Origin of the sequence: Pseudomonas sp. BT-42-2 (assembly GCF_025847435.2) — a bacterium.
GTDB lineage: Bacteria > Pseudomonadota > Gammaproteobacteria > Pseudomonadales > Pseudomonadaceae > Aquipseudomonas > Aquipseudomonas urmiensis.
The window spans coordinates 143,734-168,006 of record NZ_JAOYTM010000018.1 but is presented as its reverse complement, the minus strand read 5'-3'; the positions used below and the strand labels follow the sequence as shown (position 1 = coordinate 168,006).

Sequence of the window (24,273 nt, the reverse complement as noted above, 5' to 3'; positions counted from 1 at the left end):
GGGCTTGCCCCGCGATAGCGGCTGCGCGATCAATAACGCTATCGCGGGGCAAGCCCGCTCCCACGCTAGCCGACATCTACGCTCGAACTGCTGCAGTCGACTGCACACTGATGTTGTTCGATAAACGCACAAACTCGTCTCCACTGAATTGCGCAGCGCCGGCCCGCTGATTAATGTCTTTCGCAACGGTCGGCTTTGCCGACCGAACAAGAACAACATGCGAGAGGCACACCCCATGACCACTGTCTTTTCTGTGTTGCGGCCGCACCCGCACGCAGTACCGTTGTATCCAGGCTGACGCACGGCCATTACTCCCGACCCTCGATACCTGCGCAGCCACTTGCGTCAGGACCCTGCCTGCGCCGCTTTTCTGGATAACAACAATGAACAAACCGCAAACCACTGTCGGCAACTGTCTCGACGTCCAATCGTTCATCAATGACCAGCCGCTGTCGCGCTATCAATGGCGGGTGGTGATCCTGTGTTTCCTGATCGTATTCCTCGATGGCCTCGACACCGCGGCCATGGGCTTCATCGCGCCGGCGCTATCCCAGGAATGGGGCATCGACCGCGCCAGCCTCGGCCCGGTGATGAGTGCCGCGCTGATCGGCATGGTGTTTGGTGCGCTGGGCTCCGGCCCATTGGCCGACCGCTTCGGCCGCAAAGGTGTGCTGGTTGGCGCGGTGCTGGTGTTCGGCGGTTTTAGCCTGGCCTCGGCCTATGCCACCAATGTCGACCAACTGCTGGTGCTGCGTTTTCTGACCGGGCTGGGCCTGGGTGCCGGCATGCCCAATGCCACCACCTTGCTCTCCGAGTACACCCCGGAACGACTCAAGTCGTTGTTGGTAACCAGCATGTTCTGCGGCTTCAACCTCGGCATGGCCGGTGGCGGGTTCATCTCGGCCAAGCTGATCCCGGCCTATGGCTGGCACAGCCTGCTGGTGATTGGCGGTGTGCTGCCGCTGCTGCTGGCGGTGGTGCTGCTGGTGTGGCTGCCGGAATCGGCGCGGTTTTTGGTAGTGCGCAATCGCGGCACCGACAAGGTGCGCAAAACCTTGGCGCCGATCGCCCCGGCCGTGGTCGCCCAGGCTGCCAGTTTCAGTGTGCCTGAGCAGAAGGTGGTGGCAGCGCGCAACGTGTTTGCGGTGATCTTCTCTGGCACTTACGGCCTGGGCACGATGTTGCTGTGGCTGACCTATTTCATGGGCCTGGTGATCGTCTATCTGCTGACCAGCTGGCTGCCGACGCTGATGCGCGACAGTGGCGCGAGCATGGAGGAGGCCGCCTTCATCGGCGCACTGTTCCAGTTCGGCGGCGTGCTCAGCGCGGTCGCGGTGGGCTGGGCGATGGACCGCTTCAACCCGCACAAGGTCATCGGTCTGTTCTACCTGCTGGCCGGGGTATTCGCCTACGCCGTGGGGCAGAGCCTGGGCAACATGACCCTGCTTGCCACCCTGGTGCTGGTGGCCGGCATGTGCGTGAACGGTGCGCAGTCGGCCATGCCATCGCTGGCGGCGCGGTTCTACCCGACCCAGGGACGGGCCACCGGCGTGTCGTGGATGCTCGGCATTGGTCGCTTTGGCGCCATTCTCGGTGCTTGGAGTGGCGCGACCTTGCTCGGGCTGGGTTGGAATTTCGAACAAGTGTTGACTGCGTTGTTGGTGCCGGCGGCATTGGCGACCGTGGGCGTGATCGTAAAGGGCTTGGTCAGTCACGCCGACGCGACCTGACTCTGCAATCCACAGGGGTTGAGGGGACTGGCGGAATGGATAGCACGACAACAAATGGTTCGATAATCGCACAAGTAATCGATTATCGGATTGTGCGCCACCCTCCTGTCTCCTTAATCTGAGCTCAACGCAGCACCCTGACCAGGAGTCTCCAATGGCAGCAATCCTCTCGCTTCACGAGGCCGTGAAGCAATTCATCCAGGACGGCGACACCGTCGCCCTCGAAGGCTTCACCCACCTGATCCCGACCGCCGCTGGCCACGAGATCATCCGCCAGGGCAAGCGCGACCTGACCCTGGTGCGCATGACCCCGGACCTGATCTACGACCAATTGATCGGCGCCGGCTGCGCCAGCAAACTGATCTTCTCCTGGGGTGGTAATCCAGGCGTCGGGTCGCTGCACCGCCTGCGCGATGCGGTCGAGAAACACTGGCCGCATGCGATCGAGATCGAAGAGCACAGCCACGCGGACTTGGCCAACGCCTATGTCGCGGGTGCCTCGGGCCTGCCGTTCGCAGTGCTGCGCGCCTACGCCGGTTCCGACCTGCCTAAGGTCAACCCGCTGATCAAGAGCGTCACCTGCCCGTTCACCGGCGAAGTGCTTGCTGCCGTGCCGTCGGTGCGCCCGGATGTGACCGTGATCCACGCGCAGAAGGCCGACCGCAAAGGCAATGTGCTGCTGTGGGGTATTCTCGGCGTGCAGAAAGAAGCGGCCCTGGCGGCCAAACGGTGCATCGTTACCGTCGAGGAAATCGTCGACGACCTGCAAGCGCCAATGAACGCCTGCGTGCTGCCGACCTGGGCGCTGTCGGCGGTGTGCCTGGTGCCGGGTGGCGCCCACCCGTCCTACGCCCATGGCTACTACGAGCGCGACAACCGCTTCTACCAGGCCTGGGACCCAATTGCCCGTGACCGTGAGTCGTTCACCGCCTGGATCGATAGCTACATCCGCGGTACCGCCGACTTCAATGAATTCAAGGCCAAGCTGGCCAGCACTGCGGAGGCCGCGCAATGAGCTACTCCACTTCCGAAATGATGACTGTCGCCGCTGCCCGTCGCCTGCGCAATGGTGCGGTCTGCTTCGTCGGTATCGGCCTGCCGTCCAAGGCTGCCAACCTGGCCCGCCTGACCTCGTCGCCCGATGTCGTGCTGATCTATGAATCTGGCCCGATTGGCGCCAAGCCGAGCGTGCTGCCACTGTCGATCGGTGACGGCGAGCTGGCGGAAACCGCCGACACCGTGGTGCCGACCGGCGAAATTTTCCGCTACTGGCTGCAGGGCGGACGCATCGACGTGGGCTTCCTCGGCGCTGCCCAGGTCGACCGTTTCGGCAACATCAACACCACCGTGGTCGGTGACTACCACGCCCCGCGCACCCGTTTGCCAGGTGCTGGTGGTGCGCCGGAAATCGCCGGCTCCGCCAAGCAAGTGCTGATCATCCTCAAGCAATCGCCACGCGCGTTTGTCGACAAGCTGGACTTCATCACCTCGGTCGGCCACGGCGAGGGCGGCGACTCGCGTAAACGCCTGGGCCTGCCCGGTGAGGGCCCGGTCGGCATCATCACCGACCTGTGCATCATGGAGCCGGAAGCCGGTACCCACGAATTCGTGGTCACCTCGATTCACCCAGGTGTGACCCGCGAGCAAATCATTGCCGCCACCGGCTGGGCGATCCGCTTTGCCGATGACGTGCAGACCACCGCCGCGCCAAACGAGGTCGAGCTGACCGCGCTGCGTGATCTTGAACAGCGCACCGCTGCCGCCCACGGCCAGAAGCCAGGAGAAGCCTGATGCGTGACGTGTTCATCTGTGATGCCATCCGCACCCCGATCGGCCGTTTTGGTGGCGCCTTGGCCGGCGTGCGCGCCGATGACCTGGCAGCAGTGCCGCTCAAGGCGCTGATCGAGCGTAACCCGTCGGTGCAGTGGGATCAGGTCGACGAAGTGTTCTTCGGCTGCGCCAACCAGGCCGGCGAAGACAACCGCAACGTGGCGCGCATGGCCCTGCTGCTGGCCGGTCTGCCCGAGAGCATTCCTGGGGTGACCCTCAACCGCCTGTGCGCTTCAGGCATGGACGCGATCGGCACGGCGTTTCGCGCCATTGCCAGTGGCGAGATGGAGCTGGCGATTGCCGGTGGCGTCGAGTCGATGTCGCGCGCGCCGTTCGTCATGGGCAAGGCCGAGAGTGGTTACTCGCGCAACATGAAGCTTGAGGACACCACCATCGGTTGGCGTTTCATCAACCCGCTGATGAAGAGCCAGTACGGCGTCGACTCGATGCCCGAGACGGCCGACAACGTCGCTGACGACTATCAGGTTTCCCGCGCGGATCAAGACGCCTTCGCCCTGCGCAGCCAGCAAAAGGCAGCAGCGGCGCAGGCTGCAGGTTTCTTCGCGCAAGAGATCGTGCCAGTGCGCATTGCCCACAAGAAGGGCGAGACCGTGGTCGAGCACGACGAGCACCTGCGCCCGGATACCACCCTTGAAGCGCTGAGCAAACTCAAGCCAGTCAACGGCCCGGACAAGACCGTCACCGCGGGCAACGCCTCGGGCGTCAACGACGGCGCCGCCGCGTTGATCCTGGCGTCGGCAGAAGCAGTGAAGAAACACGGCCTGACCCCGCGGGCACGGGTTCTGGGCATGGCCAGTGGCGGTGTCGCGCCGCGAGTGATGGGCATCGGCCCGGTGCCGGCAGTGCGCAAACTGACCGAGCGCCTGGGCGTTGCCGTGGCCGACTTCGACGTGATCGAGCTCAACGAAGCGTTCGCCAGCCAAGGCTTGGCAGTGCTGCGCGAGTTGGGTGTGGCCGATGACGCACCGCAGGTAAACCCCAATGGCGGCGCGATTGCCCTGGGCCATCCGTTGGGCATGAGCGGCGCACGGCTGGTGCTGACTGCGCTGCATCAGTTGGAGAAAAGCGGCGGGCGTAAGGGCCTGGCGACCATGTGCGTAGGTGTTGGCCAAGGGCTGGCGCTGGCCATAGAGCGGGTTTGAGCAGCTCTGGCCTCATCGCGGGGCAAGCCCGCTCCCACGGGAACCACGACTATCCCGTGGGAGCGGGCTTGCCCCGCGATAGCGTCGGTGAATTCACTATCGCTATCGCGGGGCAAGCCCGCTCCCACGTATGTGTACGATTCGCTTCACTTCTTGGCTTTGACCGCCGTCGGCGCCTTCCCCGCCCGCATCTGCTCCAGTAGCGGCGTACACTGATTAGGCACATCGCCACTCGGCGCAATCAGCGCCAGCAACCCCGCCGCAGGCCCTACAGCAAGCCCCAACGCCACCATCCCTGCCCCACGCAATGCCAGCGGCACTGCCTGCACGCCAGCATTGGGTTTGGCAAACGGCCCGCGCACGTACAAGGGCGAGCGCAGCGAGAACAAGCGCACCCCCTTCGACTCGGGGGTAATCTTCAGATCCAACTGCTCGCTGGCAAAATTGGCCGTGCCGTTGACGTAGATGATCGCGTTCTCGGTATCGAAGACGAACAGCCGGGTGGTCGCCAGGCCATCCTTGATACCGACATCCGCCGCAGCGCAGTTGATCTTCACATCCTTGTCGCCAAACAACTTGTCGACCACATAGTTACCCACGTTCAGCCCGGCGATCTCCATCAGGCTGCGGCTGATCGCGCCATCGTTGATCAGCAGGCGCAGATCGCCGTTGGAAGTACCCAGCAGGGCCGCCACCGAATTGCCCCGACCACTCAAGTCGGCATCGCCATTGAGCTCACCAAAGCTGGTCTGCATCGGCGCAAAGCTGGGGAACAATTGCTTGAGCTTGAAGCCCCGGGCAGTGAGCTTGGCTCGGCCCTGCAAGGGCACACTGCGCCCATCGAGGCGGATGTTCGACGCCAGGTTGCCACCTGCCACGCCAAAGCGCAGCGGCTCAAGGCGCAGCACGCCATCCTCCAACAGGACATGGGCCGAAAGGTCGTTGAACGGCAATTGCTCGCTGTGCACGATACGCTTGCCGCTGAAGCTGACGTCAGCGTCCATGGCGCGCCAGCGCTCAGTGCGAAACTCTTCGACCGGCAGCACCTTGCCGGTGGGCTGCTTGCTGGCACCGCCACGAGCCTTCTGCTCGGCGTTGGAGTCAGCGCCGATCAGCGGCGCCAAGTCCTTGAACAACAGCTGGTTGGAGACCAACTTGCCAGTCAACTTCGGCCGCGGTTGGCTGGCGACGAAGGCCAGGTCACCATGGATGTCACTGTCGCCGATCTTGCCGTTGAAGCCTTCGTAGCTGAACCGCGCGCCTTCAGGCGCATGCAGGTTGGCGAGCAAGTGGCCGTCGGTGGAATAGGCCGGGGTATCCGGCAAGGTCACGCCGGTCAGCGGGTAGAGATTGCCCAGGCTGCTCCCCGCCAGGCGCAGGCGCAGGTCGAGCGCGCCCAGGTTACGTGGGTCGGTGAGCGTGCCGGCGAGCACCACATGGGTGTCGGCAATGCGCACATCCGCTTGCAGCGGGAACGGCTGGCGGGCGTCCTGCAGGGCCAACAGGCCACCGATCTTGCCGGTACCGGACACCGGCTGGCCTTTGTAGCGGCCTTGCGCCTTGAGGCCGAAGGCATAGTCCTGGGCGCCACCGGCTTTCTCGGCGCTGGCCTTGCCGACGATCTCGCTGAACGGGATTGGCTTGCCCAGTGGATCGATCTGCACCTTCATGCTGGTTTTCAGGGTCTGGTCATCGAAGCTGACGTTGCCCTGGTCGAAACCGATGGCGCCGATGTCCAGCACCCATTTCGACGGCTCGGCGTTTTCCTCTTTCGGGCCGAAATCGAAGGTCCAGTTGGCACGGCCATCAGCCAGCCGATTGAGGTTGGCAGTAGGCTTGGTCAGGTCGATGCGCGGAATGACGATCTGCTGGAACATCAGCGGTAACGGCGAGAGGCGGAATTCAACCTTCTCCAGGCCGACCATGGTGGGCTCCTTGAGCCAGTCAGGGTTGCCCAGGGTCAGGTCTTCGGCGATGAAGTGCGGCCAGGGCACCCAGGCTCGCCAACCGCCCTCTTCAGGCTCCGTGCGCCACTGCACAGCGAGGTTGCCGTTGATCGCGAAGGGCCGGTGCAAGGCCTCGGAGACCTTCTCGTTGAGCAGCGGCTTGGCGCGATTCCAATCGAACGTGGCGATGACCACCACCAGTATCGCCAGCACGCTGATCAGGCTGGTGAAGATCCAGGTGAAGATTCTGGCAGGGCGCGTCATTGCGTAATTCTCCTGACTGCATGGCACAAGGCGGGCACGACGATGGCACTTAGTATGTCGGACTGATGAAAAGCTGCGGGGTTTAATCGAACAACCCATGATAACCAAGAATTTCCTGACACCCCTCTCAGCTTTTGGTCTGTTCCCAGCTCGGCTGTTACCTATCGAGCCAACCATTAAATCGCCATCTATCCCTCAGAAACACGCGGCCTAGACAGGTCGAAACTGAGTATCAATACCGTCGATTGTTACCATTAGCCTTATGAACTTTTCTCTGGAGTTACCGGGAGTAGCATTGGCTTCGTACCCACTTTCCAGCCCCCCAGAGGAGCACCGAAATCATGAAACGCCATCTGCTGCTGAGCCTGACCCTGTCCATCGCCGCCGCCAACGCCTTCGCCCTGCCCGCTCAGGATCAACACCTGACCGCCGAATCGCGTTCGAGCTCGGCTACAGTTGCCCAACCGCTGAACACCTTGGCCGAAGGTGGCGCTGAACGCTTGCAGGAACGTGCAGCGCGCGTTGCCGAAGGTGGTTCGGATCGCCTGATCGAACGCACTGGCCGGGTTGCCGAAGGTGGCTCGGATCGCCTGATCGAACGCACTGGTCGGGTTGCCGAAGGTGGCTCGGATCGCCTGATCGAACGCACTGGCCGGGTTGCCGAAGGTGGCTCGGATCGCCTGATCGAACGCACTGGCCGGGTTGCCGAAGGTGGCTCGGATCGTCTGGTTGAAATCAGCCGTATGAGCTGATCGCCATGGCCGAAAAGAACAACCCTCGACACTGCGCCTGCTATCCTCCAAGCCCGGTCCATTGACCGGGCTTTGTTTTTTTATCCAGAATGCCCAGCCGTACAGTCACAGAATCCTGCCCATGCTGCCGCGCGCCGAACAGAAGCTCCAGACCCGCCAGGCCCTGCTCGATGCCGCCTGCCAGTTGATGGAAAGTGGCCGCGGGTTCGGCAGCATCAGCCTGCGCGAAGTGGCCAAGACCGCTGGCATCGTGCCAACTGGCTTCTATCGACACTTCCCGGACATGGACGCCCTCGGCCTGGCGCTGGTCGAAGAGGTCGACGCCACCTTCCGCCACGCCATCCGCCTGGTGCGACAAAACGAATTCGAGCTAGGCGGCATTACCGATGCCTCGGTGCGGATCTTCCTCGACATGGTTGCTGCCCACCGCGCCCAGTTCCTGTTCCTCGCCCGCGAGCAATACGGCGGTTCGCAGCCGGTGCGCCAGGCCATCGCCAGGTTGCGCCAGGACATCAGCTCGGACCTGGCCACCGACCTCGGCCTGATGCCACGCTGGAAGCACCTGGACGCAGCCGCGCTAAGCGTGATGGCCGATCTGGTGGTCAAGACCGTGTTCGCCACCCTGCCCGAACTGATCGACAGCCCCGACCCGCTGGACCCGCAGCCACTGACCGCGCAGGAAAAGATCACTCAACAGCTGCGCTTCATCTTTGTCGGTGCGCGCCATTGGCAGGGACTTAGCCCTTCGCCTTGAAGCAGACATTTTCGCCCCTTGCATGCGCCTGAGAATCAAGAGTCATTCACCAGTTCTGCTACCATGGCGCACTGCCCGATTGCGACGAGCGCTTCCATGTCCGACCCCCGCCCCACCCTGCCCGAGCTGACCACCCGCCTGGCCCGCTTCCGCCAGCATTTTGCCGAGCGGATCGTGCCGCTGTGGCTGGGTCCGGGGTGGAATGCCGAGCTGGCGCTGCCCTTTGAGGCGCTCGACGCACAGCACCAGCCGCTGCCGGTACAGCGCTACCGCGCCATGGCCGTCGCTCGTCAGCTGTACCTGTTCAGTAGCCGCATCGAGCAACCGGGCGCAGCCGAGCGGGCCGCAGCGCTGTTTCGTTCCCTGCAACGGCACTTTCACGACGCCGAACACGGCGGGTGGTTCTACAGCGTCGACGCCGCCGGCCAGCCACTGGACCGCCGCAAAGACCTGTACACCCACGCCTTCATCGTCTTCGCCTGTGCCCATTACTTGGGCAAGGTGCGCGAGAGTCTGGTCGAGTCCACGCTCAACGCCGCGCTGGAAATCGTCGCCGAGCGCTTCGCTCGCGACGACGGCTTGTATGAAGCGAGCCTTGCCGAGGACTGGTCGGACCTGGGCAGCGGCCCATTGCAGAATCCACAGATGCACTTGGCCGAAGCCTTCCTGCAGACCTTGCAAGTACGTGACGACGCAGCGGTTCAGCAGGCCTTGCTGCAGCTGTGTGAGGCGCTGCAAATGCACTTCATCGAGCCCGAACAGGGCCTGATGCTGGAAAAACCGCGCGGCGCTGTGGATAACTGGTTCGAGCCGGGCCATCAATTCGAATGGTTCTTCCTGCTCGATACCTCGCCACTGCTGCGTGACAGCCCGCTGCACGTGTCCATCAGCCGGGCATTCGGCTACGCCGAGCAGTATGGGGTGAAGGATTCAGCGGTTCTGGCGATGCTGGATGTCGAGGGCAAAGTCATCGACCCGACCCAACGCATTTGGGCCAAGGCGGAATATCTGCGGGCATTGGCCTTGCGTGCAGGCAGTGATGGCAAGTTGCTGGAGCAGTTGGTCGCGCTGGAAGAGCAATTCCTGCACGCCGGTGGCTGGAACGAATGCCTAGATGCCAGCGGCACCGTCAGCCGGCATGACATGCCGTCGACGACGCCTTATCACTTGGCGACTTGCCTGGAAGGCTTGCAGCGGTTGAGCTGAAGCTATCGCGGGGCAAGTCCGCTCCAGGGTGTCGCTATCCCTGTCGGAGCGGGCTTGCCCAGCGCTGGTCTTAAAATCAGCCCTTGGCCGAACGATCGATCGAGAACCCGGCCCAATCCTGGCTCACTGGCATCAGCTCCAGGCTGTTGATGTTGATGTGCGCCGGCTGATTGAGAATCCAGAAGATGGTCTCGGCGATGTCCTGCGGCTGGATCGCTTCGGCGCCAGCGTAGGTGGCGTCGTACTTGGCCTGGTCGCCACCAAAGCGCACCAGCGAGAACTCACTTTCGCACAGCCCCGGCTCGATGTTGCTGACGCGCACGCCCGTGCCGCGCAGGTCGCAGCGCAGGCTCAGCGAGAACTGGCCGACGAAAGCCTTGGTGCCGCCATACACGTGGCTGCCCGGATACGGATAGTTGCCAGCCACCGAGCCGACGTTGAGGATCGACGCACCGCGACCATGGGCGATCAGCCGTGGCAGCAGCAAGCGGGTGGTGTACATCAGGCCTTTGATGTTGGTGTCGACCATGGTTTCCCAATCGTCCAGGTCGCACTTCTGCGCCGGGTCCGCGCCCAGCGCCAAGCCTGCGTTGTTGACCAGCCCGCGCAGCTTGTCGAAGGCCGGCGGCAGGTTGGCGATGGCTTGCTCCATGGCCGTGCGATCACGCACGTCGACAACGATGCCATGCACTTCGGTCTTGGCCGAAAGTTCGGCACACAGCGCATCCAGGCGCTCTTTACGTCGGCCAGTCAGGACCAGTTTCCAGCCGGCATCGGCAAACAGACGGGCAGTCGCCTCGCCAAAACCAGAAGTGGCACCTGTGATGAATAGGGTGGACGTCATGCGGTTCTCCTTCGCAATATGGGGGTCGTCGACAGGCCTTGAAGCATGCCCGCCACTGGCGGCGCCAGCAAGCCGTTTTGTACCCTGCTCAAAAAACGTACAAACCTGGCAAAGCCTTGTAGCAGAGGGGAGCGCGCGGGCTATGCGCATGTTATCCACAGGGCTTTCCCCACAGAATGGGGGCAACTTGTCAGGGGAGTGAATGGATGTTCAGGCAAGCAGCCTGGGGATATCTCATCGCTGATGGCGCAAGGCTTTCAGCGGTGCCGCTTGCAGCAGTCTGTCCAAGGCTTTTGCACAGAGTTATCCACAGATAGTTGGCGTTTGGTGGGGGCACGCGAAGGGATAAGTTATCCCAAGAAAATCAAGCACAAACAGCGCTTGATCAAAAAACGAACAGCTCTTTGCAGGCCTTGATAATCGTGGCTCACAGCGGAGTGCCACCATGTTTTCCACAGGCGGTTCCACATTATCCGGGGACAATTTTGTGCCTGTGGAAACAATGACTTGGAGCGGGGTTCTGAGGTGGCTCTGGCGAGATATGCGACAAGTTGTCCACATGGCCGTTGGAACAGGGCCGCAGCGCGGCCCCCAGCCTCAATGCCCGCCCAGATAAGCGTTACGCACCTCTTCGTTGACCAACAACTCCTGCCCCGTGCCGGTCATGCGAATCTGCCCGTTGACCATCACATAGGCGCGGTCAGACAGCTTCAGCGCATGGTTGGCGTTCTGCTCGACCAGAAAGATGGTCATCCCGGTCTTGGCCAGCTCGCGCAAGGTGGCAAAGATCTGCTTGACCACGATCGGCGCCAGCCCCAACGACGGCTCATCGAGCAACAGCAACTTGGGCCGGCTCATCAACGCCCGGGCAATCGCCAACATCTGCTGTTCACCACCGGACATGGTCATGGCGCGTTGGGTCCGGCGCTCTTTCAAGCGTGGAAACAGCTCGTACATGCGCTGCATGTCCTCGGCGGCATGCTTATCCCCAATGGGAATGGTGCCCATCATCAGGTTTTCCTCGACGGTCATGTCGGGGAACACCCGCCGCCCCTCCGGCGACTGGGCAATGCCGTTGGAGGCAATGTAGTGCGACGACTTGCGGGTGATATCGGTGCCACGGTAGACAATCTGCCCAGACGCCGCGCGCGGCTGGCCGAAGATCGACATCAGCAAGGTCGACTTGCCCGCGCCGTTGGCGCCGATCAGGCTGACCGTCTCGCCCTCGTTGATGTGCATCGAGACTTTCTTCAGCGCCTGGATTGGCCCGTAGAACACGTCCAGGTCTTTCAGTTCGAGAATGGGTGCACTCATACCAGTTCCTCTTCGTCTGCACCCAGGTAGGCGGCGATCACAGTCGGGTTGTGGCGGATTTCCTGCGGAGCGCCTTCGGCGATGACGTTGCCGTGGTCGAGTACCACGATGTGGTCGGAGATACTCATGACCATGCCCATGTCATGCTCGATCAGCACCACGGTAATGTCGTGCTCATCACGCAGCACGCGGATCATGCGGCTGAGCGCCTCGGTCTCCTGCGGGTTGAGGCCGGCGGCGGGTTCGTCCAGGCAGATGATCTTCGGCCGCGTGCACATGGCCCGGGCGATCTCCAGGCGGCGTTGTTGACCGTAGGACAGTTCGCCCGCCAGGCGGTTGGCGCAGTCGACCAGATCGACCACTTCCAGCCAGTAGAAGGCGTGATCCAGAGCATCGTTTTCGGCCTTGCGATAACTCTTGGTGTTGAGCACCCCGGCCAGCAGATTGCGGTTGACCCACATGTGCTGGGCCACCAGCAGGTTCTCCACCACCGACATTTCCTTGAACAGGCGAATGTTCTGGAAGGTCCGCGCCAAGCCTGCGCGATTGACCAGATGGGTGCCGCCGAACATCTTGTAGTACAGGCGGTTGGCAAAGCGCGCAGGCGAGACGAAGTCGGTTGGTTGGAAGCGCTCGCCGAGCAGCTGGATCACGTCGGTGCGGTTACCCCGCACATTCAGCTCGATGCGCCCGCCACTGGCCTTGTAGAAGCCGGTCAGGCAGTTGAACACGGTGGTCTTGCCAGCGCCGTTGGGGCCGATCAAGGCGAAGATCTGGTTGCGCTTGACCTGCAGGCTGACATCGCTGAGCGCCTTGATGCCGCCGAACTGCATCATCAGGTGTTCGACCGAAAGAATGATTTCGTCGCTCATGGCGCCACTCCTTTACGCGGGACTACCCCGGTGCGGCTGATGCGAATCAGCCCACGCGGTCGCCAGATCATCATCAGCACCATCAGCACGCCGAACAGCAGTACCCGGTATTCGGAGAAACTGCGCAGCAGCTCCGGTGCCACGGTCAGCACGAATGCGGCGATCACCACGCCAACGGTCGAACCCATGCCACCGAGCACCACGATCGCCAGGATCAGCGCCGACTCGAAGAAGGTGAACGAGGACGGGTTGACGAAGCCTTGGTAGGTGGCGAAGAACACCCCGGCAAGGCCGGCTGTGGACGCACCGATGGTGAACGCCGAAAGCTTGACCAGCACGTGGTTCAGGCCCATTGAGCGGCAGGCGATCTCGTCTTCGCGCAGCGCTTCCCAGGCGCGCCCGACCGGCATGCGGGTCAGTCGGTGCTTGATGTACAGCACCGCCAGCACCACCAGGAACAGCACGATGTAGATGAACAGGAATTTGATATTGGGGTTGTAGTCGATCCCGAAGAACTCGTGAAACGGCACCCCGCCGTCCTTGGCCCGGCGACCGAACTCAAGGCCCAGGAACGTTGGCGACGGCGCCGGCATGCCGTTCGGCCCACCGGTGAATGACAGCCAGTTGTTCAGCACCAGCCGGATGATCTCGCCAAAGCCCAGGGTCACGATAGCCAGGTAGTCACCGTGCATGCGTAGCACCGGGAAGCCCAATATGCAGCCGGCGAGCGCCGCCGCGATGGCCGCCAGCGGCAGCACGCTCCAGAAGCCCAAGCCCAGGTACTGGTAGCCCAGCGCCAGGCCATAAGCGCCGATGGCATAGAACGCCACATAGCCCAGGTCGAGCAGGCCGGCCAGACCGACCACGATGTTCAAGCCCAAACCCAGCAACACGTAGATCAGGCCGAGGATGACCACCGTCAGCAGATATTTGTTGGCGAAGATCGGGAACACGATCGCGATCACGATCAGCGCCGGGATGACGTAGCGCAGCCGCGACTTGTAGTCGGGCGCCAGCACATGCACACCCGAGCCGCCACTTTCAAAGCCTTGCAGCATGCGCTGGCCAGTGCCGCTCTGGAAGAACACGCTGAGCAGGAAGCGCCCCACCATCACCCCGCCGACCAGCCAGGCCACGCGGCTTGGCTCAGCATTGAAGGTGTAGCCATCGAGCACCACGCCGACCACCGGGCCGAACACGATCAGTGCCAGCAAGCCCGCGACGATGGTCTCCAGCAGGCTGCGTTTGATATCGAAACCGGAAGAAGCAGTATTGGCAGTGGACATGTTCACACCTTAGCCACGAGCGGGCGACCCAGCAGGCCTTGGGGACGGAAGATGAGGATCAGCACCAGCAGCGAGAAGCTGAACACGTCCTTGTAGTCGGAGTTGATCAGGCCGGAGAACAGCGACTCGGAGATCCCCAGGATGATCCCGCCGAGCATCGCGCCGGGCAGCGAGCCGATCCCGCCGAGTACGGCGGCGGTGAAGGCCTTGATGCCGATGATGAAGCCGGCATAGAAGTCGAAGGTGCCGTAGTTCATGGTGATCAGCACGCCGGCCAGGGCGGCCATCACCGCACCGATGACGAACACATAGGAGATCACCCGGTCGGTGTTGATGCCCAGGATCGAGGCCATCTTGCGGTCTTGCTGAGTGGCGCGGCACATACGCCCAAGCTTGGTGTACTTGATCACATAGGTCAGCAGGGCCATGCCGGCGAAGGCTGCGATCAGGATGAAGATCTTGGTGTAGGTCAGTTGCACGAAGCCCGTGCCGACTTCGACGCGCCAGGCGCCTTCAAGCAGGGTTGGCACGCCTTGCTGGCGAGCACCCTGGCTGATCTGCGCGTAGTTCTGCAGGATCAGCGAGATCCCGATGGCGCTGATCAGCGGCGCCAGGCGGGTGGAGTTACGCAGGGGTTTGTAGGCGATGCGCTCGATGGTGAAGCCGTAGACGCCGGTGACCACCACGGTGAACAACAGCGTGCCGAGCATCAGCAGCGGGAAGGACTCGATACCGAAATAAGCCAGCAATGCCAGGCTGATCGCCGCGAGGTACGCGGAGATCATGTACACCTCGCCGTGCGCGAAGTTGATCATGCCGATAATGCCATAGACCATTGTGTAGCCGATGGCGATCAAGCCATAGACCGACCCGAGGGTCAGACCATTGACCAGTTGCTGCAGGAAAATACCATCCATAACGCAATCTCGCTGAGTGAGATTGCACGAGCGCCGACCACGGCGGGCCTGGCATACAGCGGCCCTCGCAGCGCAGAACTGGTGCACATCTACGGATAAAGACAGGTACCGCGGGGCGTCGGCCCGGACGGCTGTCCGGGCCTTGGGCCTTTATTATTTTTGTTTATCCAGCTGGTGGTACTTGCCGTTGGCATCCCACTGGTAGACCACGTAGTCGGAGACGGTCAGGTCACCCTTGCTGTCCCACTTCTTCTCGCCCATGACGGTTTGCACCGGGTTGGCCTTGAGCCACTTGGCAGCGTCTTCACCCTTGTTCGACTTGGCGCCGTTGAACGCGGCGGCGAGCGCCTGGACCGAGGCGTAGGCGTACAGGGTGTAGCCTTCAGGCTCGGTGCCGGCTTTGCGGAACTCTTCCACCACCGCCTTGCTGTCTGGCAGCAGACGCGGGTCGGCGCCGAAGGTCATGTACACGCCATTGGTGTATTGAGCGCCACCTGCGGTGGACACCAGTTCGTCGGTAACGATGCCGTCATCGGACATGAACGCCACATCCTTCAGGCCTGCTTCACGCAGTTGGCGCACCAGTGGACCGGCTTCCGGGTGCAGGCCACCGAAGTAGACGACATCGGCGCCCGCGCCGCGGATCTTGGTGACCACTGCGCTGAAATCTTTCTCGCCACGGGTCAGGCCTTCGTACAGCACCGGCTTGACGCCACGCTTCTCCAGCTGCGCCTTGGTGGCGTCGGCCAGGCCTTGGCCGTAGGTATCCTTGTCGTGCAGGACTACGACTTTCTTGCCCTTGAGCACGTCGACGATGTAGTCGCCGGCAACGATGCCCTGCTGGTCGTCACGGCCACACATGCGGAACATCGCCGACAGGCCGCGCTCGGTGACCTGCGGGTTGGTCGAACCTGGGGTGATGGCGATGACACCGGCTTCGTCATACACCTCCGATGCCGGAATGGTATTGGACGAGCAGAAGTGTCCGACCACACCGACCACCTTGTCCTGGTCGACCAGGCGGTTGGCCACGGCCACGGCCTGTTTCGGCTCGCAGGCGTCGTCGCCTTTTACCAGTTGGATTTTCTCGCCATTGACGCCACCTGCCGCGTTGATCTTGTCAGCCGCTGCTTGCGCACCTTTCATGTATTGCTCGCCAAACGCTGCGTTGGCACCAGTCATTGGGCCTGCGACGCCGATCTTGATGTCGGCCTGAACATACGAAGAAACACCCAGTGCCGTAGCTACGGCCAGAGCCAGGAAACCTTTCTTGTAAAACGTCTGCGACATGAGGTGGTGCTCCTAGAGTTTTTTTTGGTTGGCACTACAACTTTCAGCGCCTTGCTCCGAGCAAGGGCCGTGCCATTGGTTTTGGATTTCGAGCAAACACACCGGGCAGGCTGGTTAGAGGCGACTGGCGGGCTTTCTTTATTGAGCGTGCAACCGTCTGGCATAGGTCAGGCGCCACCACGCGATCACCAAAGGAGCAACCATCGAGTGCCATCATTGCAACCTCGACAAGTGTTAACGTGCAACCAGCCTGTAACAGCTGACGTCACCGAAGTGCACACAGCTGGTGCGTGACTGCTACGGGGGGCACTGTTTGAAGGCTAGCTGGTGCTGGCAGAATCATCCGGCTTTTGGCATTTACAGCCCTATCGCGGGGCCAGCCCGCTCCCATGGGCAATGCTTTATGGCCTATTGCCCAGTGCGGGCTTGCTCCGCGATAGGGCTCCAGCTACTCCTTTTGCGCGCAAAGGCTGGCACAATGGCCGCCATTCCCGCGCGCTTGCGCCGTTTTCAGCGAGCGCCGCCGACCTGGAGCCTTCCATGAGCGAGAGCGCATTCGCCGAGCGCATCGTGCACAACCTGCTCGACACCGACTTCTACAAGCTGACGATGATGCAGGCGGTGCTGCACAACTACCCGGATGCCGATGTCGAATGGGAGTTTCGCTGCCGCAACGGCGAAGACCTGCGCCCTTATCTGGACGAGATCCGCAATCAGATCGAGCTACTCAGCGAGATGACCCTGGATGCAGGCCAGGCCGAGTTTCTTGAGCGCATCAGCTTCCTCAAGCCGGATTTCCTGCGCTTTCTGCGGCTATTCCGCTTCAACCTGCGCTACCTGTGGCTGGGCATCGAGAACGACCAGCTGAGCCTGCGCCTGCGCGGCCCGTGGCTGCATGTGATGCTGTTCGAAGTGCCGCTACTGGCGATCATCAGCGAGGTGCGCAACCGCCACCTGCACCCACGCATGCGCCTGAGCGACGCCCGCGACCAGCTCTATCGCAAGTTCGACTGGCTGCAAGCGCACGCCAGCGCCGATGAACTGGCCGAGCTGCAGGTAGCCGATTTCGGCACCCGCCGACGCTTCTCCAGCCGCGTCCAGGAAGAGATGGTACGTGTGCTGCGCGATGATTTCCCGGCACGCTTCGTCGGCACCAGCAATGTCAATCTGGCATGGAAACTGGATATCAAGCCGTTGGGCACCATGGCCCACGAGTGGATCATGGCCCACCAGCAGCTCGGCCCACGGCTGATCGACAGCCAGATCGCCGCGCTGGATTGCTGGGTTCGCGAGTACCGCGGATTGCTCGGCATCGCCCTGACCGATTGCATCACCATGGATGCCTTCCTGCGCGATTTCGACCTGTACTTTGCCAAGCTGTTCGATGGCCTGCGCCACGACTCGGGTGAACCGGTGGCCTGGGCGGAAAAAGCCATCGCCCATTACCAGCAACTGGGTATCGACCCGATGACCAAGACCCTGGTGTTCTCCGATGGCCTCAACCTGACCCGCTCGCTGGAGATCTTCCGCGCCTTGCGCGGGCGCATCAACGTCAGCTTTGGTATCGGTACCAACTTGACCTGCGACCTGCCTGGGGTGGCGCCGATGAACATCGTGCTTAAAATGACCGACTGCAATGGCTCGCCGGTGGCGAAGATCTCCGACGAAGCCGCCAAGACCCAATGCCGTGACGAGAACTTCGTCGCCTACATGCGCCACGTTTTCAAAGTCCCCCACAAGGAGTAATCCATGCAAGCCGTCCAGCGAGAGATTGCCCAGCAGCTCAAGGTGCAGCCGCCGTTCGCCGACGCCGCCGCGCTCGAAGCCGAAGTTGCCCGGCGCGTGGCCTTCATCAAGGATTGCCTGGCCAATGCCCGGCTCAAGACCCTGGTCCTGGGCATCAGTGGTGGCGTCGACTCGCTGACCGCCGCCCTGCTTGCCCAGCGCACCGTCACCGAACTGCGCGCCGAAACTGGCGATCAAGGCTATCGCTTCATCGCCGTACGCCTGCCGTATCAGGTGCAGCATGACGAGCACGATGCCCAAGCGTGCCTGGACGTGATCAAGGCCGATGAGGTGCATACCGTCGACATCGCCCCTGCGGTGCGGGCCTTGGCGCTGGAAGTCAAAGCGCTGGAAGGCGGCTCGCCGACCCTGGTCGACTTCGTCGTCGGCAACACCAAGGCGCGGATGCGCATGGTCGCCCAGTACACCATCGCCGGCGCACGCGCGGGCCTGGTGATCGGCACTGATCACGCAGCCGAAGCAGTGATGGGCTTCTTCACCAAGTTCGGTGATGGTGCCTGCGACCTGGCCCCTTTGAGTGGCCTGGTAAAAAACCAGGTACGCGCCATCGCCCGTAGCTTCGGGGCGCCGGAATCGTTGGTAGAGAAAGTGCCGACGGCGGATCTGGAAGACCTCGAACCGGGCAAGCCGGATGAGGCGTCACATGGCGTGACCTACCAGCAGATCGATGCGTTCCTGCATGGCGAGCCGGTCAGCCAGGAGGCATTCGACATCATCGTCAACACCTACCGTAAGACCCAGCACAAGCGCGAGTTGCCGTTCGCGCCGTAACACGCGAACTGCAATACCTGACGTGAGAGCGGGCTTGTCCCGCGATAGCGAGGGTGGAACCCACACTATCGCGGGGCAAGCCCGCTCCCCCATTAGGTCACGCAGCAAGCATCAGGCTTACTTGACGATGACTTTGCCTTTCATCATCGAGATATGGCCTGGGAAGGTGCAGAAGAAGCTGTAGTCGCCGCCAGCTTCCAGCTTGGAAGTGTCGAACTTGACTTCGGTTTCCTTCTCCGGCGCACCAATCATCGCGGTGTGGGCGATGATATTGGCGTTGTCTTCCTTCAGGTAACCCTTGTCGATGCCCTGGGTCATGCCTTCAGTGGCGATGGCCTGCATGTCGGCGGTCTTGCTGATCACCAGGTTGTGGCCCATGACGTTCTTCGGCAGCTTGCCCGAGTGGGTCAGCTTGACGGTGAACTCTTTGCAGCTCTTGTCGACGGTGAATTCCTTGCTGGTGTAGGACATCTGGTCAGTCGACTCGACCGTCACAGAGCACTCGGCCGCGAACACAGAAGCGCTGGCGAGGGTCAGCAGGGATACCGCTACAGCTTTCGCAAACATCGTGAATCTCCTTGGCAGGGGTTTATCAATTGCGAGACTGCCTGAACCCGGTACGAACGTCCCTGATGTGCATCAAGGAGGTGTCCACTGGCCAGCCAGTTGATTTGTTCTATGGATTGTATACAACCAATCTAAGTGCACATCATGCCCTCTAAGTAGACGATGGGACAACCTCTCATTTAGGAGCAAATGACATGTCCCTTGGTAGTTTCATGAACAGCCTGCTGGCAGCCTACGCCCAAGGCGCCGCTGGCGCCGCCTGCGAATTCTCCCGTCCGGAGTGAATCGCGCCTTGGAAGCGAGCGGCTTGCGCCTTACCCTGTGCACGCATTTGAAGGGAGAGAAGCAATGCCTGTACGTTCCGTATGTGTCTTCTGTGGTGCCAGCATCGGCAGCAACCCGGCCTACCGCGAAGCGGCGGTTGCCCTTGGCAAGGCCATCGCTGGCCGCGGCCTGACCCTGGTGTATGGCGGCGGCGCGGTGGGCCTGATGGGCACCGTGGCCGATGCGGCCATGGCTGCGGGTGGTGAAGTGGTCGGGATCATCCCGCAAAGCCTGGTGGACGCTGAAATCGGCCACAAGGGCCTGACCCGCCTGGAGGTCGTCGACGGCATGCACGCGCGTAAAGCGCGCATGGCCGAGTTGAGCGATGCCTTCATCGCCCTGCCGGGTGGCCTGGGTACGCTTGAGGAGTTGTTCGAGGTATGGACCTGGGGGCAGTTGGGCTATCACGCCAAGCCGCTGGGCCTGCTGGACGTCAACGGTTTCTATGAAAAACTCGGCGGGTTCCTCGACCATATCGTCGAGGAAGGCTTCGTGCGGCCGCAGCATCGGGCGATGTTGCTGCTGGGCAAGCAGCCGGATGAGCTGCTCGATGGGATGGATGAGTTCGAGGCGCCGGTGTTGCCCAAGTGGGTCGACAAGAAGCCTGATTGATCCTATGACGCTTGACGAAAGATGTGGGCTTGCCCCGCGATAGCGTTGGTGGATTGACCATCGCTATCGCGGGGCAAGCCCGCTCCCACGAGTTTAGATGTTACCCGTTCAGCGTGGCAGGACGGGCTGACGCGGCTTCTTCTTGCCGCCGCCTTTGGCCGCTTCCTTACGCTCTTTAGCCGCCTGCTGGTTTCGGGCAAACGCCTCGGCCTTGGCCTTCTCGCGTTTATCCCACGGCTTGCTGCCATCGCTGGCACGCGGCGGCAGGCCGGTGTGCTGGGTGAGGATCTTCTGATCCTTGCCCACCTTGTGGCTGCCGGTCGGCGTCGAGTTCTTGCGCCGAGCGCTCTGGTAGCTGTCGGTCTGCGGCTGATGCAGCGGGATCAACTGGTGCTTGCCCGGGCCAATCAGGTCGGCACGGCCCATGCGCTCCAGCGCTTCGCGCAGCATTGGCCAGCCTTTGGGGTCGTGATAGCGCAAGAACGCTTTATGCAAGCGGCGCTGCTCATCGCTCTTGACGATCTCGACCCCTTCACTCTTGTAGGTGACCTTGCGCAGAGGGTTCTTGCCCGAGTGGTACATGGCCGTGGCCGAGGCCATCGGCGATGGGTAGAACGCCTGCACCTGGTCAGCGCGGAAGCCATTGCCCTTGAGCCACAGGGCAAGGTTCATCATGTCTTCGTCGGTAGTGCCGGGATGCGCAGCGATGAAGTACGGAATCAGGTACTGCTCTTTACCTGCCTCCTTGGAGTACTTCTCGAACATGCGCTTGAAGCGGTCATAGCTGCCGATGCCCGGCTTCATCATCTTGTCCAGCGGGCCACGCTCGGTGTGCTCCGGGGCAATCTTCAGGTAGCCGCCGACGTGGTGGGTGACCAGCTCCTTGACGTATTCCGGCGACTCTACCGCCAGGTCATAGCGCAGACCCGAGGCGATCAGGATCTTTTTCACCCCCGGCAAGGCACGGGCCTTGCGGTACAGCTCGATCAACGAGCTGTGGTCGGTGTTGAGGTTCTCGCAGATGCCTGGGAAGACGCAGGACGGCTTGCGGCAGTGCTTCTCGATGTCGGGGCTTTTGCAGGCGATGCGGTACATGTTGGCGGTCGGCCCGCCCAGGTCGGAAACCACCCCGGTGAAGCCCGGCACCTTGTCGCGCATCTCCTCGATCTCGTGCAGGATCGACTCGTGCGAGCGGTTCTGGATGATCCGCCCTTCGTGCTCGGTGATCGAGCAGAAGGTGCAGCCACCAAAGCAGCCACGCATGATGTTGACCGAGAAGCGGATCATCTCGTAGGCCGGGATACGCTCCTTGCCATAGGCAGGGTGCGGAACACGTGCGTAGGGCATGCCGAACACGTAGTCCATTTCCTCAGTGCTCATGGGAATGGGCGGCGGGTTGAACCACACATCCACTTCACCATGCTTCTGCACCAGGGCGCGAGCGTTGCCTGGGTTGGTCTCCAGGTGCAGCACACGGTTGGCGTGGGCATACAGCACCGAGTCGTTACGCACCTTCTCGAACGACGGCAGGCGGATCACCGTCTTGTCGCGGGTCATGCCCGGGCTGTCGAGAATCTGCACCACCTTGGCTTCGTTGGGGTCTTCGACCTCGCCCTTGGCCTGTTCGATCGCGCAGGCTTGGGTGTCCTGGGTGTTGACGTAGGGGTTGATGATCTTGTCGATCTTGCCCGGACGGTCGATCCGGGTGGAGTCGATTTCGAACCAGCCCTTGGGCGTGTCACGGCGCACGAACGCGGTGCCACGCACGTCGGTGATGTTCTCGATGGTCTCGCCATTGGACAGGCGTTGGGCCACCTCGACCACCGCGCGCTCGGCGTTACCGAACAGCAGGATATCGGCGCAGGCATCGATCAGGATCGAGTGGCGCACCTTGTCCTGCCAGTAGTCGTAGTGAGCGATACGGCGCAGCGAGGCCTCGATGCCACCCAGCACGATCGGCACGTGCTTGTAGGCTTCCTTGCAACGCTGGCTATAGACCAGGCTGGCACGGTCTGGGCGCTTGCCGGCCATGCCGCCGGGGGTATAGGCGTCGTCGGAGCGGATCTTCTTGTCGGCGGTGTAGCGGTTGATCATCGAGTCCATGTTGCCCGCGGCAACGCCGAAGAATAGGTTCGGCTCGCCGAGCTTCATGAAGTCGTCTTTGGACTGCCAGTTCGGCTGGGCGATGATGCCCACGCGGAAACCCTGGGCTTCGAGCAAACGGCCGATGATCGCCATGCCAAACGACGGATGGTCGACGTAGGCATCACCGGTCACGATGATGATGTCGCAGGAATCCCAGCCGAGCTGATCCATCTCCTCCCTGCTCATCGGCAGGAAAGGCGCTGGCCCGAAGCATTCGGCCCAGTACTTGGGATAGTCGTAGAGTGGTTTGGCTGCTTGCATGTCAGTGACCGGTTCTTGGTGTGCAGGGAAATCGCGGGCGCGGAATATAGCACAAATTTTGATCAAGTCCGACGATAATGGTCGGATTCATGGTGAGCATTGCACGACCCGGCCATCCCTCGGGACCGGCTTCCCTGCGAACGCGCCTGACGCTCAGCATCGCTCTGACGGGTGATCCCGGCCTGGAGGATGGCGGGAGACGATTACTCGTCGTCGTCGAAGTTGTACATGCCCGGCGCGAGGTTCTCGAAACGGGTGTACTTGCCGATGAACGCCAGACGAATGAAGCCGATAGGACCGTTCCGCTGTTTACCGATGATGATCTCGGCAACACCCTTATGCTCGGTCTCGGGGTGATACACCTCATCCCGATACACGAACATGATCACGTCGGCGTCCTGCTCGATTGCACCGGACTCACGCAAGTCAGAGTTGACCGGACGCTTGTTTGGCCGCTGCTCAAGAGAGCGGTTGAGCTGGGACAGAGCGATCACCGGGCAATTGAACTCTTTGGCCAGGGCCTTGAGCGATCGGGAAATCTCGGAGATTTCGTTGGTCCGGTTATCACCGGCCGAGCCTGGAATCTGCATCAGTTGCAGGTAGTCGACCATGATCATGGCGATCTCGCCATGCTCACGCGCCAGACGCCGGGTCCGCGCACGCATCTCCGAAGGGCTGATGCCGGCGGTGTCGTCGATGAACAGCTTACGATCGTTGAGCAAGTTGACCGCCGACGTCAGGCGCGGCCAGTCGTCATCGTCCAGTTGACCGGAACGGACCTTGGTCTGGTCGATCCGGCCAAGCGAGGAGAGCATACGCATGATCAGCGATTCGCCTGGCATCTCGAGGGAGAACACCAGCACTGCCTTGTCGCTGCGCAGTACTGCGTTCTCGACCAGGTTCATGGCGAAGGTGGTCTTACCCATCGACGGACGACCGGCAACGATGATCAAGTCAGCCGCTTGCAGGCCGCTGGTCTTCTCGTCCAGGTCGGTATAGCCGGTGGAGATACCGGTGATGTCGCTGTCGGAGTTGAACAACGTGTCGATGCGGTCGATGGCCTTGGTCAACAGCTCGTTGACGCCCACGGGGCCGCCGGTCTTGGGCCGCGCCTCGGCGATCTGGAAGATCTGCCGTTCGGCATCGTCGAGGATTTCCTCGGCGTTGCGCCCCTGCGGATTGAAGGCGTTGTCGGCGATATCGGAGCTGATGCTGATCAGCTGGCGCAGCGTGGCGCGCTCACGGATGATCGCCGCATACGCCTTGATGTTGGCGACCGACGGGGTGTTCTTGGCCAGCTCCGCCAGGTAGGCCAAGCCGCCGACCTGGCTGGACACGCCTTCCTTGTCCAGCTGCTCGTGCAGGGTGACCACGTCGAACGGCTGGTTGAGGTCGACCAGCTTGTGGATGGCGCGGAAGATCAGGCGGTGGTCATGCCGATAGAAGTCACCGTCCGAAACTTGGTCCAGTACCTTTTCCCAGGCGTTGTTGTCCAGCATCAGACCACCGATCACAGCCTGTTCGGCTTCGATGGAATGCGGCGGCACCTTCAGGGCTGCGGTCTGTAGGTCGAGTTGTTCGGGGTTGGTGATCTCGTTCATGGCCACGAAAGAATTCTG

20 protein-coding genes are annotated in these 24,273 nt (G+C 62.0%); 10 read left to right on the top strand and 10 right to left on the bottom strand.

Translation table 11 applies throughout. The annotated features are described in order from the left end of the window. Positions 1-383 precede the first annotated feature (383 nt). The 4 genes from OIU19_RS22040 (at position 384) to pcaF (ending at position 4,723) form a co-directional block, all read left to right on the top strand. Positions 384-1,730: an MFS transporter gene (locus OIU19_RS22040; protein ID WP_264236785.1), complete on the top strand. Its 1,347-nt coding sequence runs from the start codon at positions 384-386 to the stop codon at positions 1,728-1,730. A gap of 154 nt (positions 1,731-1,884) precedes the next feature. After that, entirely contained in the window at positions 1,885-2,745 is an 861-nt protein-coding gene (locus OIU19_RS22035) for a CoA transferase subunit A (RefSeq protein ID WP_186553941.1), read from the top strand. Then, positions 2,742-3,521: a CoA-transferase subunit beta gene (locus OIU19_RS22030; protein WP_186553942.1), complete on the top strand. Its 780-nt coding sequence runs from the start codon at positions 2,742-2,744 to the stop codon at positions 3,519-3,521. Before OIU19_RS22035 ends, OIU19_RS22030 begins: the two co-directional genes overlap by 4 nt. Further along, positions 3,518-4,723: a 3-oxoadipyl-CoA thiolase gene (gene pcaF, locus OIU19_RS22025; protein WP_186553997.1), complete on the top strand. Its 1,206-nt coding sequence runs from the start codon at positions 3,518-3,520 to the stop codon at positions 4,721-4,723. Before OIU19_RS22030 ends, pcaF begins: the two co-directional genes overlap by 4 nt. 146 nt (positions 4,724-4,869) lie before the next feature. Here the strand turns inward: pcaF and OIU19_RS22020 are convergent, their stop codons facing one another. Then, positions 4,870-6,933 carry an AsmA family protein gene (locus OIU19_RS22020; protein ID WP_264236784.1) on the bottom strand — a complete coding sequence of 688 codons (2,064 nt, stop codon included), beginning with the start codon at positions 6,931-6,933 and terminating at the stop codon, positions 4,870-4,872. Positions 6,934-7,274: 341 nt separating this feature from the next. On the opposite strand from OIU19_RS22020, the gene OIU19_RS22015 reads away from it, so the two are divergent. The 3 genes from OIU19_RS22015 to OIU19_RS22005 all read left to right on the top strand — a co-directional run bounded on the left by OIU19_RS22015 (position 7,275) and on the right by OIU19_RS22005 (position 9,645). Then, entirely contained in the window at positions 7,275-7,685 is a 411-nt protein-coding gene (locus OIU19_RS22015) for a phage infection protein (RefSeq protein WP_264236783.1), read from the top strand. 121 nt (positions 7,686-7,806) lie between these two features. Continuing rightward, on the top strand, positions 7,807-8,439 hold the full coding sequence (locus tag OIU19_RS22010) for a TetR family transcriptional regulator (RefSeq protein WP_186555576.1): 633 nt from the start codon (positions 7,807-7,809) through the stop codon (positions 8,437-8,439). A 96-nt stretch (positions 8,440-8,535) separates the two neighbouring features. Continuing rightward, positions 8,536-9,645, top strand: a complete 1,110-nt coding sequence (locus OIU19_RS22005; RefSeq protein WP_264236781.1) for an AGE family epimerase/isomerase — start codon at positions 8,536-8,538, stop codon at positions 9,643-9,645. Positions 9,646-9,721: 76 nt separating this feature from the next. Here OIU19_RS22005 and OIU19_RS22000 read toward each other — a convergent pair whose 3' ends face one another. The 6 genes from OIU19_RS22000 to OIU19_RS21975 form a co-directional block, all read right to left on the bottom strand. Then, positions 9,722-10,489 (bottom strand): SDR family oxidoreductase, encoded by a 768-nt coding sequence (locus tag OIU19_RS22000; protein WP_264236780.1) that lies wholly within the window; start codon positions 10,487-10,489, stop codon positions 9,722-9,724. 597 nt (positions 10,490-11,086) lie between these two features. Continuing rightward, complete coding sequence (locus OIU19_RS21995) at positions 11,087-11,803, bottom strand: ABC transporter ATP-binding protein (RefSeq protein ID WP_264236779.1); 717 nt, start codon at positions 11,801-11,803, stop codon at positions 11,087-11,089. Beyond that, entirely contained in the window at positions 11,800-12,675 is an 876-nt protein-coding gene (locus OIU19_RS21990; protein ID WP_264236778.1) for an ABC transporter ATP-binding protein, read from the bottom strand. Before OIU19_RS21990 ends, OIU19_RS21995 begins: the two co-directional genes overlap by 4 nt. Next, a complete protein-coding gene (gene livM / locus OIU19_RS21985; protein ID WP_264236777.1) occupies positions 12,672-13,961 on the bottom strand; it encodes a high-affinity branched-chain amino acid ABC transporter permease LivM in 1,290 nt (429 codons plus the stop codon). Before livM ends, OIU19_RS21990 begins: the two co-directional genes overlap by 4 nt. A 2-nt stretch (positions 13,962-13,963) precedes the next feature. After that, on the bottom strand, positions 13,964-14,878 hold the full coding sequence (locus OIU19_RS21980) for a branched-chain amino acid ABC transporter permease LivH (protein ID WP_186555582.1): 915 nt from the start codon (positions 14,876-14,878) through the stop codon (positions 13,964-13,966). Positions 14,879-15,031: 153 nt separating this feature from the next. Next, on the bottom strand, positions 15,032-16,168 hold the full coding sequence (locus OIU19_RS21975; RefSeq protein WP_264236776.1) for a branched-chain amino acid ABC transporter substrate-binding protein: 1,137 nt from the start codon (positions 16,166-16,168) through the stop codon (positions 15,032-15,034). A gap of 540 nt (positions 16,169-16,708) precedes the next feature. On the opposite strand from OIU19_RS21975, the gene pncB reads away from it, so the two are divergent. Both pncB and nadE read left to right on the top strand, forming a co-directional pair. Then, positions 16,709-17,914, top strand: a complete 1,206-nt coding sequence (pncB, locus tag OIU19_RS21970; RefSeq protein ID WP_264236775.1) for a nicotinate phosphoribosyltransferase — start codon at positions 16,709-16,711, stop codon at positions 17,912-17,914. Positions 17,915-17,917: 3 nt separating this feature from the next. Further along, complete coding sequence (gene nadE / locus OIU19_RS21965) at positions 17,918-18,745, top strand: ammonia-dependent NAD(+) synthetase (protein WP_186555585.1); 828 nt, start codon at positions 17,918-17,920, stop codon at positions 18,743-18,745. Positions 18,746-18,862: 117 nt separating this feature from the next. Here the strand turns inward: nadE and azu are convergent, their stop codons facing one another. Further along, a complete protein-coding gene (azu, locus tag OIU19_RS21960) occupies positions 18,863-19,312 on the bottom strand; it encodes an azurin (RefSeq protein ID WP_264236774.1) in 450 nt (149 codons plus the stop codon). 348 nt (positions 19,313-19,660) lie between these two features. Here azu and OIU19_RS21955 point away from each other — a divergent pair, with 348 nt between their 5' ends. Next, a complete protein-coding gene (locus OIU19_RS21955; protein ID WP_264236773.1) occupies positions 19,661-20,248 on the top strand; it encodes a TIGR00730 family Rossman fold protein in 588 nt (195 codons plus the stop codon). Positions 20,249-20,356: 108 nt separating this feature from the next. Here the strand turns inward: OIU19_RS21955 and OIU19_RS21950 are convergent, their stop codons facing one another. Both OIU19_RS21950 and dnaB read right to left on the bottom strand, forming a co-directional pair. Next, positions 20,357-22,654, bottom strand: coding sequence for a YgiQ family radical SAM protein (locus tag OIU19_RS21950; protein WP_264236772.1), 2,298 nt, complete (start codon positions 22,652-22,654; stop codon positions 20,357-20,359). A 203-nt stretch (positions 22,655-22,857) separates the two neighbouring features. After that, complete coding sequence (gene dnaB / locus OIU19_RS21945; protein WP_264236771.1) at positions 22,858-24,255, bottom strand: replicative DNA helicase; 1,398 nt, start codon at positions 24,253-24,255, stop codon at positions 22,858-22,860. Positions 24,256-24,273: the final 18 nt, after the last annotated feature.

Bases quoted from the DNA above. Each gene is read 5' to 3' on its own strand.
- OIU19_RS22040 (WP_264236785.1), top strand. From the start codon at position 384: ATGAACAAACCGCAAACCACTGTCGGCAACTGTCTCGACGTCCAATCG.
- OIU19_RS22035 (WP_186553941.1), top strand. From the start codon at position 1,885: ATGGCAGCAATCCTCTCGCTTCACGAGGCCGTGAAGCAATTCATCCAG.
- OIU19_RS22030 (WP_186553942.1), top strand. From the start codon at position 2,742: ATGAGCTACTCCACTTCCGAAATGATGACTGTCGCCGCTGCCCGTCGC.
- OIU19_RS22020 (WP_264236784.1), bottom strand. From the start codon at position 6,933: ATGACGCGCCCTGCCAGAATCTTCACCTGGATCTTCACCAGCCTGATC.
- OIU19_RS22015 (WP_264236783.1), top strand. From the start codon at position 7,275: ATGAAACGCCATCTGCTGCTGAGCCTGACCCTGTCCATCGCCGCCGCC.
- OIU19_RS22010 (WP_186555576.1), top strand. From the start codon at position 7,807: ATGCTGCCGCGCGCCGAACAGAAGCTCCAGACCCGCCAGGCCCTGCTC.
- OIU19_RS22005 (WP_264236781.1), top strand. From the start codon at position 8,536: ATGTCCGACCCCCGCCCCACCCTGCCCGAGCTGACCACCCGCCTGGCC.
- OIU19_RS22000 (WP_264236780.1), bottom strand. From the start codon at position 10,489: ATGACGTCCACCCTATTCATCACAGGTGCCACTTCTGGTTTTGGCGAG.
- OIU19_RS21995 (WP_264236779.1), bottom strand. From the start codon at position 11,803: ATGAGTGCACCCATTCTCGAACTGAAAGACCTGGACGTGTTCTACGGG.
- OIU19_RS21990 (WP_264236778.1), bottom strand. From the start codon at position 12,675: ATGAGCGACGAAATCATTCTTTCGGTCGAACACCTGATGATGCAGTTC.
- livM (WP_264236777.1), bottom strand. From the start codon at position 13,961: ATGTCCACTGCCAATACTGCTTCTTCCGGTTTCGATATCAAACGCAGC.
- OIU19_RS21980 (WP_186555582.1), bottom strand. From the start codon at position 14,878: ATGGATGGTATTTTCCTGCAGCAACTGGTCAATGGTCTGACCCTCGGG.
- OIU19_RS21975 (WP_264236776.1), bottom strand. From the start codon at position 16,168: ATGTCGCAGACGTTTTACAAGAAAGGTTTCCTGGCTCTGGCCGTAGCT.
- pncB (WP_264236775.1), top strand. From the start codon at position 16,709: ATGAGCGAGAGCGCATTCGCCGAGCGCATCGTGCACAACCTGCTCGAC.
- nadE (WP_186555585.1), top strand. From the start codon at position 17,918: ATGCAAGCCGTCCAGCGAGAGATTGCCCAGCAGCTCAAGGTGCAGCCG.
- azu (WP_264236774.1), bottom strand. From the start codon at position 19,312: ATGTTTGCGAAAGCTGTAGCGGTATCCCTGCTGACCCTCGCCAGCGCT.
- OIU19_RS21955 (WP_264236773.1), top strand. From the start codon at position 19,661: ATGCCTGTACGTTCCGTATGTGTCTTCTGTGGTGCCAGCATCGGCAGC.
- OIU19_RS21950 (WP_264236772.1), bottom strand. From the start codon at position 22,654: ATGCAAGCAGCCAAACCACTCTACGACTATCCCAAGTACTGGGCCGAA.
- dnaB (WP_264236771.1), bottom strand. From the start codon at position 24,255: ATGAACGAGATCACCAACCCCGAACAACTCGACCTACAGACCGCAGCC.